Origin of the sequence: Geobacillus zalihae NBRC 101842 (genome assembly GCF_001544135.1) — a bacterium.
In the GTDB taxonomy this organism is placed as follows: Bacteria; Bacillota; Bacilli; order Bacillales; family Anoxybacillaceae; genus Geobacillus; species Geobacillus zalihae.
Map to the genome: position 1 here is coordinate 1 of NZ_BCPV01000124.1, position 2,214 is coordinate 2,214.

A 2,214-nucleotide genomic window follows, 5' to 3' on the forward strand; every position below is an offset into this window, starting at 1 on the left:
GGTTAACCATTTCGTTCAAATGAATCTGATAATCTTTATCCGACGATAAACAAGGCTTCCAAAAATGATTCGGAAAATTCTTTAATATTTACGCCCAACCATCACTATTGCTTTTTTGTTGTTTCTTAAGTTCAACCATGATATGACCAGCTTTGGTATATTTCTAACAATGGTAAATCATTATGATTCTCGGTTTTGTGATGAAATGTACAGTGTCTGGCGAAATGGCCTCTCTTTTAGAAGTATGATGTCAAAGGATTGTTGTTGAAAAACTAGTTTTTCCATTCACTCTTGGAGACAATGGGGGATCTGCATCACTAATTGGTTACCTTCGTGTCTTTTTAGGTGGTTGCTCTGAAATCTTCCATCAATTAACATAAGACTTAGTTCTTTAGGATTTTTCATCCCTGTACTAATCTCGATTTCTTCTGACTGTTTTATCACATATAAATAAGGTGTACTATGAACTTTAGATGTATGAAAGAGGTATGCAACTTTGATATATATTATTGATTCATTGATGTTTTCTAAAACAAGCTGATCATTATTCCTTTTATCGTTGTTTATTAACATAATTTTAAACGTTAGTTCGATTGCTAAAGATGAAGCAAGCTTTTTCCGCCTGCTTCATCTCATCCATACAGTGGTTTCTATATCCGTTCCTTTCGCAACCGCTTATAACAGGCTTGTACGTTAGGAGTACCCCAATCACCCTCCGTAATAAAATCCGGTTTCCTTCAGTGTCAGCGGATCTCCTTCCCGATGCACACCGGCATTGATGACTTCGCCTACATAAATATAGTGATCGCCTTTTTCTACTTTTTCGACAACTTTGCACTCAAAGAAGCTGAGCGCATCTTTAAAAATCGGACATCCTGTTTCTTCGGTATAGAATTCGTACCCTGCCAGCTTATTTCCTTCCGGTTCTAAAGATTTAAAGAAAGCGGTGACCATATCCTTCTGGCCTGTTTCCAAAATATTGACGCTAAATACGCCACTTTTGGCAATTTGCTCTTGGGAACGGGTGCCTACTTTCACTGCAACCGCTACCAATGGAGGATTAAAAGACGTTTGTGTCAGCCAGTTTCCCGCAAAAGCATTGGCAGTACCGTTTTCATCTTTTGTGCCGACAATGTATAAACCGTATGTAATTCCACGTAAAGCCGTTTTTTTTTCGCCTTGGCATCCATGTATGGAACTCCTCCTTCCGTAAAAATCGTGTTTTTCAGTTGTGTAGATGTTCTTATTTTCCATTTTATCCAAGCTAATTATATCTGTCTAGCTTTTCATTTTTAAGAAACATAGGGAGATTTCACAACTTACAATACAGCGGACGAACACAAGTTTTCAAGAAAACGAAAGATGGCATAATCCTTTATTGGAAAAGTGGATGGAAGAATCCCCCTTAAAAAAAGTGGGTGTCCCAAAAGTAGAAAATGGGACACCCTCATTTTAAAGAGTCCAGTATACAACTTTTTTGTCACTTAACCGGATTGACCCCCTAAATTTGGACACATCCTATCTTAATTTTAGGTTATTCTCAAAATTTCTCGTTTTTTCTTGGCAAGAAGACAAAATCCTCTTGCCTTATACGCGAACTTCTTTGATGATTAACGATTCCGTTTGCGCTTTTTTGTAAAATTCACGCGGTGGAAGATCGAGAATACTCGAATGAATCCTTCGCTCGTTATAAAATTTCATGTACTCCATCACGGCTTGATAAGCTTCTTCATAGCTGTCAAACGCCATTCTTCCTAGACATTCCTCCTCCAGTAAACGATGAAACGCTTCAATATGTGCATTCATATTCGGCGTCCGTGGTGGAATCCGTTCATGTTCGATTCCAAATCGCTCACAGGCAGCTTCAAAGGCATGAGAAATAAATTGCGGGCCGTTGTCTGTCCGAATCACAGGTTTATTTGCCTGTTCAAATTGCTGACGCTTGAATAACGCTCTTTGAAGCGTCTTTACGGCATCGCTTCCTGAACAACTCAACCCAATATGGTAATCAATTACCGAACGGTCATACACATCGATGAGCGACAAAACAAAGAAAAAGCGTTCTTCTCCTTCGATATATCCGTATTTCACGTCCATTTCCCATAACTGATTCGAGCCTGTAATAATGCGATTTCGAGCGAGTTTCTTCGGATATGGAATCCGTTTCTCTCGCTGCGGACGTAGTAAGTCCATCGCTTTACACAATCGATATAC

At 39.0% G+C, this 2,214-nt stretch carries 2 protein-coding genes; both read right to left on the minus strand.

The genetic code is table 11. The features are described 5' to 3' along the window. Positions 1–708: 708 nt before the first annotated feature. A complete protein-coding gene (locus GZ1_RS17630; RefSeq protein WP_255211324.1) occupies positions 709–1,254 on the minus strand; it encodes a flavin reductase family protein in 546 nt (181 codons plus the stop codon). Between the two features lie 333 nt (positions 1,255–1,587). Next, positions 1,588–2,214: IS3 family transposase (locus GZ1_RS17635; RefSeq protein ID WP_060789009.1), on the minus strand; the 627-nt coding region annotated here is incomplete at its 5' end.

Excerpts from the sequence above, each read along its gene's own strand:
- GZ1_RS17630 (WP_255211324.1), bottom strand. The coding sequence starts at position 1,254 with ATGGAAAATAAGAACATCTACACAACTGAAAAACACGATTTTTACGGA.